The sequence below is a fragment of the Photobacterium satsumensis genome, assembly GCF_050336935.1.
Classification (GTDB): Bacteria; Pseudomonadota; Gammaproteobacteria; order Enterobacterales; family Vibrionaceae; genus Photobacterium; species Photobacterium satsumensis.
On record NZ_JAKJSK010000007.1, the window covers coordinates 341,011 to 358,131 of the forward strand.

At 46.7% G+C, this 17,121-nt stretch carries 15 protein-coding genes; 11 read left to right on the forward strand and 4 right to left on the reverse strand.

Annotated elements, in window-relative coordinates:
- Positions 1 to 23: 23 nt before the first annotated feature.
- Positions 24 to 281 carry a c-type cytochrome gene (locus tag L4D79_RS13200; protein WP_428652031.1) on the reverse strand — a complete coding sequence of 86 codons (258 nt, stop codon included), beginning with the start codon at positions 279 to 281 and terminating at the stop codon, positions 24 to 26.
- Positions 282 to 542: 261 nt separating this feature from the next.
- On the opposite strand from L4D79_RS13200, the gene L4D79_RS13205 reads away from it, so the two are divergent.
- Both L4D79_RS13205 and L4D79_RS13210 read left to right on the forward strand, forming a co-directional pair.
- Positions 543 to 1,085, forward strand: a complete 543-nt coding sequence (locus L4D79_RS13205) for a heme NO-binding domain-containing protein (protein ID WP_428652032.1) — start codon at positions 543 to 545, stop codon at positions 1,083 to 1,085.
- A gap of 2 nt (positions 1,086 to 1,087) precedes the next feature.
- Complete coding sequence (locus L4D79_RS13210) at positions 1,088 to 2,836, forward strand: ATP-binding protein (RefSeq protein WP_428652033.1); 1,749 nt, start codon at positions 1,088 to 1,090, stop codon at positions 2,834 to 2,836.
- A gap of 36 nt (positions 2,837 to 2,872) precedes the next feature.
- Here L4D79_RS13210 and L4D79_RS13215 read toward each other — a convergent pair whose 3' ends face one another.
- Both L4D79_RS13215 and L4D79_RS13220 read right to left on the reverse strand, forming a co-directional pair.
- Positions 2,873 to 3,328 (reverse strand): RNA methyltransferase, encoded by a 456-nt coding sequence (locus L4D79_RS13215; protein ID WP_428652034.1) that lies wholly within the window; start codon positions 3,326 to 3,328, stop codon positions 2,873 to 2,875.
- 161 nt (positions 3,329 to 3,489) lie between these two features.
- Positions 3,490 to 3,822, reverse strand: a complete 333-nt coding sequence (locus L4D79_RS13220) for a PBPRA1643 family SWIM/SEC-C metal-binding motif protein (RefSeq protein ID WP_428652035.1) — start codon at positions 3,820 to 3,822, stop codon at positions 3,490 to 3,492.
- 242 nt (positions 3,823 to 4,064) lie between these two features.
- Between L4D79_RS13220 and L4D79_RS13225 the strand changes: the two genes are divergently transcribed.
- The 9 genes from L4D79_RS13225 to L4D79_RS13265 all read left to right on the forward strand — a co-directional run bounded on the left by L4D79_RS13225 (position 4,065) and on the right by L4D79_RS13265 (position 16,320).
- Positions 4,065 to 5,879 (forward strand): extracellular solute-binding protein, encoded by a 1,815-nt coding sequence (locus L4D79_RS13225; RefSeq protein WP_428652036.1) that lies wholly within the window; start codon positions 4,065 to 4,067, stop codon positions 5,877 to 5,879.
- A gap of 2 nt (positions 5,880 to 5,881) precedes the next feature.
- On the forward strand, positions 5,882 to 6,967 hold the full coding sequence (locus L4D79_RS13230; protein ID WP_428652037.1) for a microcin C ABC transporter permease YejB: 1,086 nt from the start codon (positions 5,882 to 5,884) through the stop codon (positions 6,965 to 6,967).
- A complete protein-coding gene (locus tag L4D79_RS13235; protein ID WP_428652038.1) occupies positions 6,967 to 7,989 on the forward strand; it encodes an ABC transporter permease in 1,023 nt (340 codons plus the stop codon). The genes L4D79_RS13230 and L4D79_RS13235 overlap by 1 nt, the downstream gene beginning before the upstream one ends.
- A 2-nt stretch (positions 7,990 to 7,991) precedes the next feature.
- Positions 7,992 to 9,578 (forward strand): ABC transporter ATP-binding protein, encoded by a 1,587-nt coding sequence (locus L4D79_RS13240; protein WP_428652039.1) that lies wholly within the window; start codon positions 7,992 to 7,994, stop codon positions 9,576 to 9,578.
- Positions 9,579 to 9,805: 227 nt separating this feature from the next.
- The gene (zwf, locus tag L4D79_RS13245; RefSeq protein ID WP_428652040.1) at positions 9,806 to 11,305 is read left to right on the forward strand and encodes a glucose-6-phosphate dehydrogenase; all 1,500 of its coding nucleotides are present in this window, start codon (positions 9,806 to 9,808) and stop codon (positions 11,303 to 11,305) included.
- A complete protein-coding gene (gene pgl, locus L4D79_RS13250; protein ID WP_428652041.1) occupies positions 11,302 to 12,024 on the forward strand; it encodes a 6-phosphogluconolactonase in 723 nt (240 codons plus the stop codon). The genes zwf and pgl overlap by 4 nt, the downstream gene beginning before the upstream one ends.
- Positions 12,025 to 12,036: 12 nt before the next feature.
- The gene (gene gnd, locus L4D79_RS13255; RefSeq protein ID WP_428652042.1) at positions 12,037 to 13,485 is read left to right on the forward strand and encodes a decarboxylating NADP(+)-dependent phosphogluconate dehydrogenase; all 1,449 of its coding nucleotides are present in this window, start codon (positions 12,037 to 12,039) and stop codon (positions 13,483 to 13,485) included.
- A gap of 521 nt (positions 13,486 to 14,006) precedes the next feature.
- Positions 14,007 to 15,545 carry an alanine/glycine:cation symporter family protein gene (locus L4D79_RS13260; protein ID WP_428652043.1) on the forward strand — a complete coding sequence of 513 codons (1,539 nt, stop codon included), beginning with the start codon at positions 14,007 to 14,009 and terminating at the stop codon, positions 15,543 to 15,545.
- 307 nt (positions 15,546 to 15,852) lie between these two features.
- The gene (locus L4D79_RS13265; protein ID WP_428652044.1) at positions 15,853 to 16,320 is read left to right on the forward strand and encodes a 2TM domain-containing protein; all 468 of its coding nucleotides are present in this window, start codon (positions 15,853 to 15,855) and stop codon (positions 16,318 to 16,320) included.
- Positions 16,321 to 16,393: 73 nt separating this feature from the next.
- Here L4D79_RS13265 and L4D79_RS13270 read toward each other — a convergent pair whose 3' ends face one another.
- A complete protein-coding gene (locus tag L4D79_RS13270) occupies positions 16,394 to 16,963 on the reverse strand; it encodes a cytochrome b (protein ID WP_428652045.1) in 570 nt (189 codons plus the stop codon).
- Positions 16,964 to 17,121: the final 158 nt, after the last annotated feature.

A 17,121-nucleotide genomic window follows, 5' to 3' on the forward strand; every position in this document is an offset into this window, starting at 1 on the left:
TGAATCAGGCTGTGGGGAGAGGCTTAGGGCTGCTCGGCAAAATAGATAGCGATGTCAGCCAAATCTTGTTCATTAAGTACGGACAACTGCTGCTTCATCATTTCACCATACGCTCCACCACGTTCGCCTTTTTGATAAGATTTCATCGACTTATAAAGATACAGGGCGCTTTGGTTATTGATGTGGGGGTAGCCGTTCATCTTCGCGACGCCATTTTGTCCGTGACAGAATTGGCAGGAGAACGACTTTATTTTGCCTGCCTCGCTGTTACCTTGAGGCATGGAAGCGGCCCATGAGGATGCACTGATAACTAGACTGAGTATATAAAGGAAGGAAAAGAGAAAAATGCGTTTCATTGTTAGCACTATATTGTGTTGTTTGACCTCAAAATAATGCTAATAGTTGATTTTCGCAATCTGCTGATCACACCTGTTTACTAAATAGCTGACTGTTTTTCTGATTAATGGGATGTGTTGCAATAATTTTGACCATTAGAGATTCGTTTCCCATACTCAAACCAAGGGTAAAGGGAGAGTAAGTCTATGAAAGGAATTATTTTTACTGAGTTTTTAGATGTTGTAGAAAATCGCTTTGGTTTAGAGGTTTGCCAGCAGATGCTTGATGATGCCGATGTTGACGGTGTTTACACGGCGGTAGGAAGCTATGATCACCGCGTATTAGTAAAGATGATAGTCTGTTTGAGCAAAATTACCGGAGTGTCCCCAGAAGCATTGCAAGAAGTCTACGGTGAAGCATTGTTTGCGCGCTTGCTGACAACGATGCCATTGGATAATGGGGCTAAACCAAATGGTACCTTTAGCTTTATTGAGCGGGTTGAGCGCCATATTCATATAGAAGTGAAAAAGCTATATCCCAATGCAAACCCACCTCAGTTTGATTTTATTTCGCAGAGCTCCGCCCAAATGGTACTCGATTATATTTCAGCACGTTGCTTTTCCCATGTTTGCCTTGGCTTGATCCGTGGCTGTGCCCAGCATTTTAACGAAGACATGGAGATAGAGATGGAACCCGTTAACCAGGATCAGAGCCATGTCCGATTTACGTTGACGCTAAATGTGGGGTAACTATGGGCCTTGAACGCATGGATCTGGAACGTCAAGTTGCGTTAATGCAGAAGAAAATTGACCGTGAGCGAGAAGCCAGGAAAATGGCTGAAATGCTGCTGGAGTCTAAAAGTCTAGAGCTTTATCAAACCAAGCAACTGGTTGAGCAAAATCTTGAGCAAATGAAAGATAAAGTGGCTAGTGGGTCTGATTTTCTTTCATACCAGCAGAAGATGGATAACTTGCTACTTCGTTTCGGTCATACGTTCCTCAAATACCAGCCTTCTTTCGGTATCATCAAAGAGCTACTTGATGCGTTGATTGCGAGTCATGCAGTGAGCGCTTGCGAAATCAATATTCAGTGCGATTCCACCCCTGCGCTCAATATTACCTATTGTTCTGGCATTGATGAGAATATAGCACCGCCTGAAAAACTGGCTGCGTTCGGAGAGCACTGGGACGAAGCGCATCAGCTGCACTGGTTCTCACTCACCAACTCTGCGGTAAAGGGATATTTTGTTACTCGAATCGATGAGCGAAGAAAGTGGCATACGACTATTCGTAAGCATATGAATTTGATCGGTGAAATGCTGCGGACGTCGATTGATCGTCAGTTAAAGCTTGAGGCCGCTATACGGGCAAGAAAATCTGCAGAGGAGTCTGAGAGGTTAACCCGTGATTTTTTGGCGATGATAAACCATGAGCTAAGAACACCATTGAACGGCTTATTGGGCACCGCTGAGCTGTTATCGGATACTAAACTCGATAATCATCAGCGAAGTTTACTGTCCACGTTACATCATTCAGGCGAACTGCTTCGGGCAATCATCAATGATTTGCTTGATTACAGTAAGATCAATGCTGGGATGATGGAGCTTGCAATTAAGCCTTTCGACTGCCGTTTGATGACCAGTATGTTGAATGATATCTTCCAGCACCCAGCTAATGAAAAGCAGCTCGACTTCTCTATTCACTTTCTTCCTGATACCCCGCAATGGTTAATGGGCGATGAAGACAGGATAAAGCAGATCTTCGTTAACCTTATCGGTAATGCAATTAAGTTTACTCAGAAAGGGTTTGTCTCGGTCACCATTGGCTGGCAGGACAATGCGCTTGAATTTGTGGTGCGAGATTCAGGTTGCGGCATTCCCGAGGAAAAAGTGAACTCTTTATTCCAGCCTTTTACTCAAGTTGATAATTCCAGCAATCGGCAGCACGAGGGGACGGGTTTGGGGTTGGCCATTTGTAAAAAGCTTGCCGAGCAGATGAAAGGCAGTATAGAGGTTGATAGTCGCAGTGGCCGAGGTACCACTTTTACTGTCACGCTTCCATTAGAAGTGAATACTGCGGCGGTCGATGAGAAGGATGCCCAGCAAGTTGGTGCCACCTTAATTGATAACTTGACTGTCTTGGTGGTGGAAGATTTAAAAACCAATCAAATGATCATCAATTTAATGCTAGGCAAGTTCGGGATCACCCCGGCAATTGCCGACAATGGACAAAAGGCCATTGAGATCTTAGAGCAACAAGAGTTTGATATTGTACTGATGGATTGCCGGATGCCGGTACTTGATGGTTATACCACCACTAAGCGGTTGCGCCGTGCAGGCTATTGCAAGCCGATTATTGCGCTAACAGCAGGTACGACGAAAGCGGAGCGGGAAGAGTGCTTTACTGCCGGGATGGACGATATTCTGTGCAAGCCTTATCAAAGCGTCGAACTCAGAGAGATGATAGAAAAATGGGGAACACAAGCTGCTCCCCGAGATTAGGGCCTACTTTTGGCACAATGTGCAACGCACAAAGTATTAGTGGTTAGAAAACCCTTCACCCTTAGCCATGCGGTCATAAAGAATGACATTGACTGCAGCGGCTAGGTTCATACAACCTTTGGTTGGCACATAAATGGTTTCACGGCAGAATTCGGTGATCTCTTTTTTCAACGTCCCGTCTTCAGGGCCAAAGATATAAAAAGCACGCTGTGGGTGTTTGTAATCAGGCAGCGGTTTGGCTCCCTCAATCAGATCAACGGCAACTGGCACACAATCGTGTGGAATGATGTTTTTGAGATCTTCTACGCCAATTAGCGGAATATCGAGAATGGTATTTTTTGTATCAGTACAAAACTTCTTAGCAAGGTCATAGCGTGTGCCTGTGTAAAACACACTATTGACGCCATAGCAGCCAGCGGCACGCATGACAGAACCAACATTTTCAGGGGTTTTGGGATTGAATAGCCCAACACAGGCGTAACCTTTGCTCATAACACGTATCTTTCCGAAAATTTCAACAGCGCGAGATTATACGGATTCTGACAGAAAATGGCAGGGGGAGAGGTTAATGAAGTATCGATGCTTATAAAAGAGGGACAGCCCGGCACGGAGAGGGTACCGGGGTCATTTACCCACCTTACTGGGTTACCACGTTAGCCGCAGCATTTCTTGTATTTTTTGCCGCTACCGCATGAACACGGATCATTACGATTTGGTGTCTTTTCAAAAACGGTGGTTTTTGGTTTGTTGATCAGCGTCTCAAGCTCAACCAGGTTTTCTTCTGCTTCACTGTTTACCGTTATCGTAGCAAAGAGTTCGTGTTGCTTGAGTAGAGCTTCGGTCTCGGCTTTTTTCTCATCGCTATTCACAACAAGTTGTAGCGGATTGATTTCAGTTCCCAGTTTTTTGGCCTGGTTGGTATTGAAGCCGTAGCTTTCGTGCTTAGGCTTTTTCTCAATGCGACCTTTAAAGAAGAACTTAGACATATGATGCTCCTGGCTTAAATAAGATAGTTTCAAGCTCGAAAGCATGAAAGCGGGCGATATTAACGACTTCAACAGCTTGCCGCAAGTGATCACAGCTTTTCATATTGCCTATTGAGTGGTTGTTCATTTGCCATTAGTGTCCTATCGTAAATATATACCATAAAAGAATTATATTTAATTCAACGAGTAAGATAGCGGACGCAAGCGCTGTCTGAAAAACAGATTTATGCATGGAGGCCTGGATGTACAAATGCGTCTCATCGTTGCTGGTTGCGATGGCTATAGCGGGTTCGGTATCGGCTAACGAGGTAATTGAAAGCCGTTCATTGGTAGGATTTGGTAGTGCTAAATATCCTGCTGACTTTTCCCATTTTGACTACGTGAATCCCGATGCCCCGAAGGGGGGGCAGGTGACCTATGCTCAGGTCGGCACGTATGACAGTTTTAATCGCTTTGCTTCACGTGGTGTTTCTGTTGCAGGCAGTGAGGCTATTTATGACACCTTGTTCGTGTCGTCAGAAGATGAAATAGATAGCTATTATCCGCTAATTGCCGAAAAGGTCCGCTACCCCGACGATTTCGAGTGGATGGAAGTTGATATCAACCCTGATGCCAAGTTCCATGATGGAAAACCGATCACTGCCGCGGATGTTGCCTTTACCTTTGACAAGTTCATGAAGGAAGGGGTTGCCCAGTACAAGGTGTATTTCAAGGATGTAAAATCAGTCACTGCTACCTCTGAGCGCACCGCACGAATAGAGATGGTTAAGCCAAACCGCGAGGTGTTGCTGGCTTTAGTGCAGGGAATGAATGTACTGCCAGAGCACTTTTGGAAAGACAAAAACCTGAGCGAGCCGCTCAATACCCCACCTGTTGGCAGCAGTGCGTACAAAATCTCCGATTACAAACCCGGTCAGAGTGTGACTTATTCTCTAGCGAAGGACTACTGGGCAAAAGATTTACCCGTCAATGTGGGAAGATATAATTTCCAAACGATTAAGTACGACTATTATCGGGATGAAACAGTCACGCTCGAGGCCTTTAAAGCGGGTGAATACGACATCCGAGAAGAGAACGTGGCCAAGTTTTGGGCCACAATGTATCAAGGTCCGAATTTTGAAAAAGGGTACATAGTAAAAGAAGAGATCCCACACCAAATTCCTCAATCCATGCAGGCGTTTGTCTTTAATACTGAGCGCAGCTATTTCAGCGATCCCAAAGTCCGTGAAGCCTTGTCATATGCTATGGACTTTGAATGGATGAACAAAAGCCTCTTCTATAACCAGTACACCCGTACCCGCAGTTATTTCCAGAACACCGATTATGAAGCCAAAGGCTTGCCCTCTGACGAAGAGGTAGCGGTCTTGGCGCCGGTAAAAGGGAAAGTGCCAGCCCGAGTGTTCACCGAAGAATACCAACCCCCTAAATCTGATGGCTCAGGTCGTATCCGTGTTCAACTTCGAAAAGCGCTGGCCTTGATGAAAGAGGCGGGTTGGGAAGTACAGAATAAGGCAATGACCAATGTCGAGACCGGTGAAACTTTTACCTTTGAGTTACTGATGTACAGCCCGACCACCGAGCGCTTGGCAATTCCATTGCAGAAAAACCTAAAGTTGTTGGGTATTGATATGCGCTTGCGCACCGTGGATACCACGCAATATATCAAGCGGCTGAGGGACAGAGATTTTGATATGGTTTCGGCAGGCTATGGGGCCAACCCATATCCGAGTCCGAATTTGATGATTGCCTGGAACAGTAACTTTATCGACAGTACCTACAATACTGCTGGGGTAAAGGATCCGGCAGTTGATTACCTCACAGAGCAAATTGCAGAGAATCAGGAAAACCCAGAAAAGTTGCTCAGCCTTGGCAGGGCACTTGACCGGGTGTTGCAGTGGAACTTTTACGTGATCCCACAGTGGCATATCAGTATGTTCCGGGTATCGAGCTGGGATAAATTCTCTCGCCCTGAACAGCGACCAAAATTTTCATTAGGTAGAGATACGTGGTGGATTGATCCCGAGAAAACAGCCAAGTTGCCTGAGAAGCGGCGGTAATTATGTCGGCATATATTATACGGCGTTTGTTGTTGGTGATCCCCACCTTGTGGGCGATCATCACCATCAACTTTTTTGTGATCCAAATTGCGCCCGGCGGGCCGGTTGAGCAAGCGGTGGCTCAGCTCGAAGGCCATAGCTCGGGGATCATGGAGCGTTTTACTGGTGGTGGGCAGGAAGTCGGCTCGCTTGAGCCTTCTGATAATGGTTCGGGTTATCGTGGCTCTCGTGGTCTAGACCCTGAAGTGGTCGAGGCTATCAAGAAGCAGTTTGGTTTTGATAAACCCTTGCTGGAACGGTATCTCGACATGCTTAAGGACTACGCCACTTTTAACTTTGGCGAAAGCCTGTTCAAAGGCGGTAACGTCATTGATCTGATTATCGACCGATTGCCAGTCTCCATTTCACTTGGCCTGTGGAGTACTTTGATTATCTATTTGGTCTCTATTCCACTCGGGATCGCCAAAGCTATCAAGCATGGCTCGCGGTTTGATGTGTGGAGTAGTGCTGTGGTGATCGTAGGTTATGCGATTCCCGGTTTCCTATTCGCCATTTTGTTGATCATTTTCTTCGCCAGCGGCAACTACTTCAGTTGGTTTCCGCTGCGCGGACTGGTGTCATCGAATTTTGATCAACTGAACTGGTACCAGCAAATCATCGATTATTTTTGGCATTTAGCGCTGCCTATTCTGGCGATGGTCATCGGTGGTTTTGCGACCCTGACCATGCTGACCAAAAACTCCTTTCTCGATGAAATCAATAAACAATACGTTGTAACGGCTCGCGCCAAAGGGCTGGATGAAAGCAGCATTCTGTACCGTCATGTTTTCCGTAATGCCATGTTGATCATTATCGCGGGCTTCCCGGCTGCTTTTATTAGTATTTTCTTTACCGGGGCAATGTTGATTGAGGTGATGTTCTCTTTAGAAGGGATTGGATTGCTGGGGTTTGAGTCGACCATACAGCGCGATTACCCGGTGGTATTTAGCTCTCTGTATATCATGACCCTCTTGGGGCTAGTCATGAATATTATTTCGGATATCACCTACACATTGGTCGATCCACGGATAGATTTTGAGGCACGTTAGTGAAACTTAACCCATTAACCAAGGAACGTTGGGCAAGATTTCGAGCACATAAGCGGGGCTATTGGTCGCTATGGATCTTCTCATTATTGTTTTTCTGCAGCTTGTTTGCAGAAATTGTTGCCAATGATAAACCGCTGGTGATCCAATTCGAGTCGCAGTGGTATTTCCCGATTGTGACGCCATATGCCGAAACTGAATTTGGCGGCGAGTTCGATGCCGAAGCCGACTATACCGATCCTTATGTTGCCGACTTGATCGAGGCTGACGGCTTTATGATCTGGCCGATCATCCGTTTTAGTTACGATACCATCAACTACGATCTATCCGGTCCTGCACCTTCACCACCAGACAGGGTTAACTGGTTGGGTACTGATGATAAAGGACGCGATGTCTTGGCGCGGATCATCTACGGCTTTCGGATATCGGTGTTATTTGGCTTTGCCCTTACCGTTATCTCTACCGTCATTGGTGTCATCGTCGGTGCTTGCCAAGGGTATTACGGCGGGTGGGTAGACTTGTTCGGACAGCGCTTTATTGAAGTGTGGTCTGGTATGCCGACCTTGTTCTTGCTGATTATTCTGTCGAGTTTTGTCGAGCCTAATTTCTGGTGGTTGCTGGGTATTATGGTGTTGTTTAGCTGGATGGGCTTGGTGGGGGTTGTTCGTGCTGAATTCCTTCGGTGCCGGAACCTTGATTATGTGAGGGCCGCACAGGCGATGGGGGTCGGTGATGGCCGTATTATGTTACGCCACATGCTGCCCAATGCCATGGTGGCGTCACTCACCATGATGCCGTTTATTCTCAGCGGCTCGGTGACAACGTTAACGTCGTTGGACTTTCTTGGCTTCGGCTTGCCCGCCGGTTCGCCGTCATTAGGGGAATTATTGGCGCAAGGTAAAACCAATTTGCAGGCTCCCTGGTTAGGCTTGTCTGCCTTTGTCGTTCTTTCAATTATGCTGAGCTTACTGGTGTTTGTCGGTGAAGCCGTACGTGATGCATTTGATCCCCACCATCAGAGGTAGCCATGTCGCAACCAATTATTACCATTGAAAACCTGTCGGTGGGCTTCCAAAGCGGGAAATCTGTCAATCAGGTGACTTACAACGTTAGCTTGGATATCCGGCGTGGTGAAACACTGGCGTTGGTGGGTGAAAGTGGTTCAGGGAAGTCTGTGACTGCGAATGCTATTTTGCGCCTGTTGCCTAAATCTTCCACGCGCTATATGAGTGGTCATATCCATTATGATGGCATTGATATGATGCGATGTAGCGAGCGTGAGATGCGCGGCCTGCGGGGAAATCGAGTTGGGATGATTTTCCAAGAGCCGATGATGTCGCTCAACCCGCTGCATAAAGTTGGTCGTCAGCTTTGTGAAACGCTGGCTATACACCGTGGTACCCGACAGCGGGAAGCGCAGCATAAAGCGCTAGAATGGTTGAAAAAAGTAGGGATAAGGAACCCCGAGCAACGCTTAGAGTCCTACCCTCATGAGCTTTCAGGTGGTGAACGGCAACGGGTGATGATCGCGATGGCCCTCATTAACGAGCCGGAGTTATTGATTGCCGATGAGCCGACCACCGCATTGGATGTCTCGGTTCAGGCTCAGATCTTGGAACTGCTAAACGATCTGCAGCGGGAAATGGGGATGGCGATACTGTTTATTACCCATGATCTCAGTATTGTCCGTAAGATTGCCGACCGTGTTGCTGTCATGCAGATGGGACGGTTAGTTGAAACCAATACCATGACCGAAGTATTTGACCGCCCTCAAGATCCCTATACCATCAAACTGATTAACTCGGATCCAAGTGGCGAGCCGGTACCTGTTGATATGGCGGCGAGCCCGATGTTTGAAGTCAATGATTTAAGGGTATGGTTTCCTATTAAAGGCGGCATCCTCAAGCGAGTAAAAGATCATATCAAGGCGGTGACTGATGTGAGTTTTCTACTGCGTACTGGCCACAGTGTTGGCTTGGTCGGGGAGAGTGGTTCGGGTAAGTCGACAACGGGTATGGCTATTCTTAAGCTACTCGAAAGTACAGGGGAAATATTGTTTTGCGGTGAGGACATTTCGGCATTTAATCGTAAGCAGATGTTACCTCTGCGCAGCAAGTTTCAAGTGGTGTTTCAAGATCCGTTTTCTGCTTTGAACCCGAGGATGTCAGTGGCGCAAATTATCGGTGAGGGGCTAAAAGTGCACCAAGATTTAACGCCTGAGCAAGAAGACAAAATGATTTGTGCTGTGATGCGTGATGTGGAACTCGACCCTGAAACACGTCACCGCTATCCCAATGAATTTTCCGGAGGTCAACGCCAGCGTATTGCGATTGCAAGGGCGCTGGTACTGAAACCATCATTCATTCTATTAGATGAACCTACATCATCACTGGATAGAACTGTTCAATTTCAAGTGTTAACACTGCTGAAGCACTTACAGAAGAAATATAATTTAACCTACCTTTTCATTAGCCATGATCTGAATGTGGTGAAGTCACTTTGTCACTATACCCTGGTACTCCGCCAAGGACAGGTGGTTGAACAAGGTGAGACCCAAACCTTGTTTAGTGAGCCGCAACAAGACTACACCAAGCAATTAGTTGCCTTATCTTAGGTGGTAATACCAGCTAATTGTAGCTGGGATGTGATGTGCTTCTCCTACATAATGAGTCGCCCAAAAGGCGCGGCTCTCATAATCGACTAGAATGTGACCAGTTGAAGGTTTTACCTATCGCTGCGATAGGCAAAACCTTCTGGTGCTTTTGAGTCGTGTTGATTACATTCACAACACAATAAAATGAATAACTTGTCCTGATGGATTCAGGCGAGTGGGAAAGCATTATGGTTAAGCCTGAAAATAATTGTATCGTCATCTTCGGGGCGTCGGGTGATCTGACACATCGTAAGTTGATCCCAGCCTTTTACCACCTTTTCGCGAATGGATTACTCTCAGAAGAATTCGCAATTTTAGGGGTAAGCCGAACTCATTACTCTGACGCTGAGTTCCAGCAGAAGCTCAAAGAGTCGCTGACTGCCAACGAAAAAGTTGACCCTCAGGTACTAGATGCTTTCTGCCAGCGTCTCCATTACCAAGCCATTGATACCAAAAGTGTTGAAGATTATGCCAAGCTGAAAACCCGTTTGGATGAAATCGAGCAGAAGTATCAAACTAAAGGGAATACCACCTTCTACTTGGCGACACCGCCGAGTCTGTACAGTGTGATCCCAGAATGCCTTGCTGCCCATGGTTTGAACAACGAAGGCAATGGCTGGAAACGCCTGATAGTTGAGAAGCCGTTTGGTTATGACCTAGCAACCGCCGAGCAGCTTGATAAAGATTTACACGCACATTTCCAAGAACACCAAATCTACCGTATCGATCACTACCTCGGTAAAGAAACGGTTCAAAACCTACTGGTGTTCCGTTTTGCTAATACCATGTTCGAACCCCTGTGGAACCGTAACTTCATCGATTATGTCGAGATCACTGCCGCTGAATTCCTCGGTGTAGAAGAGCGCGGTGGTTACTACGATGGCGCAGGCGCGGTCCGTGATATGTTCCAAAACCACTTGCTACAGGTATTGGCAATGGTGGGTATGGAGCCGCCGGCTGCCATTAACGCCGACTCTATGCGTGATGAGGTGATGAAGGTCTTCAAGAGCCTTCAGCCATTGTCCGAAAAAGATCTTCATAACAACTTAGTTTTGGGTCAGTACACTGATTCCGATGTTCGTGGTAATCACCTTAAAGGTTACCGTGAAGAACCCGGTGTCGCGGAAGATTCCCGTACTGAAACGTACGTCGGTTTGAAGATGTTTATCGATAACTGGCGTTGGAACGGCGTACCTTTCTATGTCCGTACTGGCAAGCGCCTGCCAACCCGAGTTACTGAAGTTGTCATTCACTTCAAGAAGACGCCGCACCCAGTCTTTGGTGCCAATGCGCCGGAAAATAAACTGATCATTCGTATCCAACCGGATGAAGGCATTCTTATGAGCTTCGGCCTTAAGCAGCCAGGTGCGGGATTTGAGGCCAAGGAAGTGAGTATGGACTTCCACTACGAAAGCCTCGAAGAAACGCACATGCTAACCGCTTATGAGCGTTTGCTGCTTGATTCAATGAAAGGTGATGCAACTCTGTTTGCGCGTACCGATGCGGTGAAAGCATGCTGGCAGTTTGTTCAGCCAATTCTGGATTACAAAGAAAATCCAGAGCATCTTTATGGTTATGCCGCAGGTACCTGGGGACCGAAAGAAGCCGATGAGCTATTGTCTCGTGACGGCCGTGAATGGCGCTTCCCGTGTAAGAATCTGACTAATACGGATTATTGTGAGCTATGAGTAACATGAATTACCAAGTATTTGAAAGCTCAGCGTTGGTTGTCCAGGCTCTGGCGAATGGCTTGAAAGAATACAGTGAGCTTGGCCGTCCTGTTCATATCTCGTTGTCCGGCGGCAGTACGCCATCTCAGTTGTTTGCCTATTTGGCGGGCTCGGAATTTGCCCAATCCATTCAATGGCAGAACCTCCATTTTTGGTGGGGAGATGAGCGCTGTGTGGCACCGGATAATGATCAGAGTAACTACGGCCAGGCAAAAGCCTTGCTGTTTGATCATATCTCGATCCCTGCCGAAAATATTCACCGTATTCGTGGGGAAGACTTCGCCGCAATGGAAGCGATCCGCTTTGCTGAAGAGATGATCTCGGTCATTCCAGAAAAAGATGGGGCGCCTGAGTTTGATTGGATATTGCTTGGCATGGGAACGGATGGCCACACCGCCTCATTGTTCCCTGGACAAACTGACTACGAAACAACGGAAGTTGCTGCCATCGCAGCACATCCAGAAACTCGCCAGCTACGTGTGACCAAAACGGAACACCTGTTGGCAAACGCTAAACGTATTACTTACTTGGTTTTAGGTGCAAGTAAAGCGCCGGTGATCAAAGAGATCGCCGACAACGCACCGGCTGCACAAATGTATCCTGCAGCCAAAGTCAGCTCAACGGCTGGCGTGACCGAGTGGTATTTAGATTCAGAAGCAGCCAAAGAGCTGGCATAAGGAGAGAAGTAAATGAAAGCAGATATTGGTGTTATCGGCTTGGCCGTAATGGGTCAGAACCTGATCCTAAACATGAACGATAACGGATTTAAAGTGGTTGCTTACAACCGTACTGTTGCGAAAGTCGATGAGTTTTTGCAAGGTCCGGCGAAAGGCACCAACATTGTCGGTGCGACTTCTCTTGACGATCTGGTTAGCCAGTTGGAATCACCACGTAAAGTGATGCTGATGGTGCGTGCCGGCGACGTTGTTGATCAGTTTATCGACAACCTAGTCCCACTGCTAGACGAAGGCGACATCATCATTGACGGTGGTAATACTAACTACCCAGATACTAACCGTCGTGTGGCAGCGCTTCGTGAAAAAGGCATCCGCTATGTGGGTGCGGGTGTGTCTGGTGGTGAAGAAGGTGCACGTTTCGGACCGTCTATCATGCCGGGCGGTGATCCAGAAGCATGGCCACATGTGAAGCCAATTTTCCAAGCCATTGCCGCAAAGACCGAAGAAGGTGAAGCGTGCTGTGACTGGGTGGGTAACGAAGGTGCTGGTCACTTTGTTAAGATGGTCCACAACGGTATCGAATATGGTGATATGCAGCTGATCAGTGAAGCTTACCACTTCATGAAAGAAGGCCTAGGCATGTCACATGACGAGATGCAGGCTACCTTTGCTGACTGGAACAAGACCGAACTAGACAGCTACCTAATTGAAATTACAGCTGATATCTTGGGCTATCGTGATGAAGACGGTGAGCCGCTAGTTGAAAAGATCCTAGATACAGCGGGCCAAAAGGGTACCGGTAAATGGACGGGTATCAACGCCCTAGACCATGGTATTCCACTGACCCTGATCACTGACTCTGTATTTGCTCGTTGCCTGTCTTCACTGAAAGAGCAGCGTGAACACGCAGCGTCACTATTCAACAACCCAATTACTGCGGTTGAAGGTGATAAGTCAGAGTGGTTGGATGCGCTTCGCCAGGCACTGCTTGCCTCTAAGATCATTTCTTACGCACAGGGCTTTATGCTGATCCGTGAAGCGTCTGAATCTAACAACTGGGATTTGAACTACGGTAATGTTGCTCTAATGTGGCGTGGTGGCTGTATCATCCGCAGTGCATTCCTTGGCAATATCCGTGATGCATTTGAAGCGAATCCAGAGCTTGCTTTCCTTGGTCTGGATGACTACTTCAAGGATATCCTAGAAAACTGCCTACCTGCATGGCGTAAAGTTGTGGCTAAGTCATTCGAGACGGGCCTGCCTATGCCTTGTATGTCTTCAGCATTGACGTTCCTAAACGGTTACACCACGGCTCGTCTACCAGCTAACATGCTACAGGCGCAACGTGACTACTTCGGTGCCCACACTTATGAGCGCACTGACAAGCCACGTGGTGAGTTCTATCACACTAACTGGACCGGTACCGGTGGTGATATCTCTTCAACAACGTACGATGTTTAATTCGTAGCGAAACGAAGAATATTAATATAACGATAAGGCGCTGAATCATCAGCGCCTTTTTTGTGGGCAGTCGATGCCGGACATCAGCGAAAATCTGTAAGGGAATGATTGTTCCGCAAAGACGAAAATTTCGTGATTATGTTCAGCCAGCGTGAAAACGCTGGTTTTTCTTTTTAATGCAACTAGTTGCTTTTGTTGCTGTTGGTCGGGTTACTCATCAATCTTACCGACAAATGATTTTGGACGGTTAAACAGCGAAAAATTGTGAGCAAAGGAGGATTTTTAGGTTTGTTTGCTTGGTTTTTAAACAGTGGGATAACAATCCTGTAGCAACAGGTTTGGATTAATCGACCTAGATCACGCTATCAGGTAGGGACTTTCACTGCCACTTGATTATAACACTCGATTTATGAGCTGTAGATCACGCTAAATTGAATGATGAAATAAAATATTTAACAATCGGGTTACAATGTGATTATTATACTGACGAAGCATTAACCAATCATACAGGGAGTTTTTTAATGCAGTCGTTAGTCGATTTTCTTAATGGAATAATTTGGAGCCCAGTGCTGATTTATCTGTGTCTGGGAGCAGGTCTGTTTTACTCCATTACCACGCGTTTTGTACAGCTTCGTCACTTCAGAGAGATGTGGCGTCTATTGTTATCAGGTAAAAGCTCCGCTCAGGGTATCTCCTCTTTTCAGGCATTAGCCGTTTCCCTTTCTGGGCGTGTAGGTACAGGTAACATCGCGGGTGTTGCTGCAGCTATCGGTTTCGGTGGTCCAGGTGCGGTATTCTGGATGTGGGTTGTTGCCTTCCTTGGTGCTGCAACCGCTTATAGTGAGTCTGCGTTGGCTCAGATTTACAAAGAAGAAGATGAAGATGGTCAGTTCCGTGGTGGACCGGCTTACTACATTGAAAAAGCAATGGGCCAGAAGTGGTACGCGTGGCTGTTCGCCATCGCGACTATCTTTGCCTGTGGTGTACTTCTTCCGGGCGTCCAGTCTAACAGCATCGGTAATGCAGTAGAGGCGGCCTTCGGTCCAGGTCAGATGATTGAAACGACCATTGGTACAATTAGCCTCGCGAAGATTGTTACTGGTACGTTTGTTTCCATTATCCTAGCGTTCATTATCTTTGGTGGCGTAAAGCGTATTGCTAACTTCACTCAGATAGTTGTACCTTTCATGGCGCTGGCCTATATCGTGATTGCCTTTATTATCATCCTACTGAACATCAACATGGTACCAAGTATCTTTATGATGATTCTAGGTGATGCCTTCACACCGATGGCAGGTGTGGGTGCCGCAATTGGCTGGGGTGTTAAGCGGGGTGTCTACTCGAACGAAGCTGGTCAGGGTACAGGTCCTCATGCAGCTGCGGCAGCAGATGTACAGCACCCAGCTCAGCAAGGCTTGGTACAGTCGTTCTCTATCTATATCGATACCTTGCTAGTATGTTCAGCAACAGCGTTCATGATTTTGATTACTGGTGCATACAACGTACACGGTGGTGCTGAGGGCATGTTCCTCGTTCAGAACTTGGCTGCTGACATTGGTGCAAACGGCCCGGTATTTACGCAGATGGCTATTGAGAGCGCCATGCCAGGTATTGGTAAACCATTCATTGCCTTTGCTCTGTTCTTCTTCGCCTTTACGACGATTCTTGCTTACTACTACATTGCAGAAACCAACATCGCGTATATCCGCCGCTCAGTAAAAGTGCCAGGTATGATGTTTGTTCTGAAAGCGGTGCTGATTGTCGCGGTATTCTACGGCACGGTGAAAACGGCCAACCTTGCTTGGGCAATGGGTGACGTGGGCGTAGGTTTGATGGCCTGGTTGAACATCGTCGGTATCTTGATTATTTTCTTCCTATCGAAACCAGCCCTGAAAGTACTGAAAGATTATGAAGAGCAGCAAAAAGCGGGTGTGACAGAATTTACGTTCGATCCAGTTAAGCTTGGTATCAAGAACGCTGATTTCTGGGAGAAGAAATTCCACGGAAAGGTTACTTCGAAAGAGGTTGAAGACGCAGAGCCTGCGAAGACAACCATCTAATCGATTGATATTTAATTAAGTAAAAGGCCATTGGATATTATCCAATGGCCTTTTTGCATTTGTTTGTGATGATGACAAATGTTGTGAAGCGTAATGGGAAACAAGATCATACCGGCATGTAAAGTCAACGAGTGGTGGCATAATATCGCTTGTTAGTTGAAGTGTATGACGTATCTGCCATTTACCTGACATGAATCGACTTAAGTATTTGAAAAATAATAGATGTCATGTGGGTGTCAGGCTCGTGTCGTTCTCTCTTTTAGTGAAAATGGGTAAATTTGAATCAAACAGCAGAAAGGATTCTACGATGATTGTTAGAAAATTAAGGCTACAGCGTGGCTGGTCTCAGGAGCATCTCTCAGTATTAACTGGTTTGAGCGTCCGGACTATCCAGCGCATCGAGAGAGGCCAAAAGGCCGGGTTGGAGTCTTTAAAATCACTGGCTGCTGTGTTTGAAATTCCAGTTACTGATCTTCAGGGAGAGCCAGAAATGAACGAGAAAACACAAGTTACATCAGAGGAAAGAAAAGTGATTGAGCAGGTAAGAGAGATTAAAGGCTTTTACTCTCACTTGATCACCTATGTGCTGGTCATTGCCATGCTGTTTGTCATCAACTTCCTCACCGACCCATCCTATATATGGGCGTGGTGGCCTGCCATGGGCTGGGGGATTGGGATTGTGTCACACGGTTTGAGTGCTTTTGAAGTGTTCAGCTTCTTTGGCGCAGAATGGGAAAAGCGGCAGATTGAGAAACGGCTTGGCAGAAAGCTCTGAGCATACCTAAATAACAGCTATTAATGTAAAAAGCGGCTGGTGGTTATCAGCCGCTTTTTAATAGAAAACAGATCTAGTGCTGGGCTGTAGTGTGCTGGGTTTCTTTAATTTGCTTGAGGCGCAGCATTCGAGTCAGTGTATTGTCTTTATCGATGAAGTGGTGCTTCAGTGCACCGACGACATGCAGGGCTAGGGCAACCATGACTACACGCGAGGTGTAAAAGTGTAAGCTCTTACCTAGGCTGTTTAACCATTCGGATTTTTCACCGCCTGCGATGAGCTCAATCGAGAAGAATGCCACAGGATGGCCCCCACCCACACTCATGATAATGCCGGAGATTGGCATCAAAATAGTACAAATAAGCAAGGTATAGTGGACAAGGGTTGCGGCCTTATTCTGCCATACCGGTCCAGTTGCCACGCTGTTGATTGGCCCTTCTTTAAAACGCCAAATTACCCGTATTAGCGCGACTGTAAATACAGCTACGCCAAATGATTTATGTAGGTTGAGTAGTTCGAACTTTTCCGGGCTGCGCGGTAGGTCGACAAGATAAAAGCCAACGGCAAAAGTAGCGATAAAACTGAGTCCGGTTAGCCAGTGGAGGAGGATTGTTCGGGTGGATAATGGTTGATTGCTTTTCATTGGGATAGTCCTTTAAGTGCTGAGCATTATTCGGCATTCAAGATACCGTTTCTTATATGTCCCTATTATCTGTAAGTGTTTATTCAAGTTAAATAAGTGTTAAGTAAAGCTAGGTAAAGGGTGGTAATTAAGCATAAATGTGGAAGTGGGAAATACGC